The 527-nt window shown below is 56.0% G+C and carries 1 rRNA gene; it reads left to right on the top strand.

Annotated features, from left to right (window positions below):
• A 23S ribosomal RNA gene (locus tag I7822_RS29640) occupies positions 1-527 on the top strand; the annotation flags it as partial.

Genomic DNA, 527 nt, shown 5'->3' with positions numbered 1-527 from the left:
ACACGAGTGAGAATGCCGGTATGAGTAACGAAAAGACAAGTGAGAATCTTGTCCGCCGTAAGCCTAAGGGTTCCTGAGGAAGGCTCGTCCGCTCAGGGTAAGTCGGGACCTAAGGCGAGGCCGAAAGGCGTAGTCGAAGGACAACAGGTTGAGATTCCTGTACCACCGTAAGCCGTTACGAGCAATGGGGTGACGCAGAAGGATAGTGACGCGGGCTGATGGATGCCCGTCCAAGCAGTGAGGCTGATGTGTAGGCAAATCCGCACATCGAAAGGCTGGGCTGTGATGGGGAGCGAAAATTGCAGTAGCGAAGGTCATGAGTTCAGGCTGCCAAGAAAAGCCTCTAGCCAGGCGAAGGTGCCCGTACCGCAAACCGACACAGGTAGGCGAGCAGAGTATGCTAAGGCGCTCGGAAGAACTCTCGTTAAGGAACTCGGCAAAATGACCCCGTAACTTCGGGAGAAGGGGTGCCTCGGTAGGGTGAATAGCCCAAGGGGGCCGCAGCGAAAAGGCCCAAGCGACTGTTT

Origin of the sequence: Metabacillus bambusae (genome assembly GCF_017497975.1) — a bacterium.
GTDB classification, from domain to species: domain Bacteria; phylum Bacillota; class Bacilli; order Bacillales; family Bacillaceae; genus Metabacillus; species Metabacillus bambusae.
This window is presented reverse-complemented; position numbering and strand designations above follow the sequence as displayed.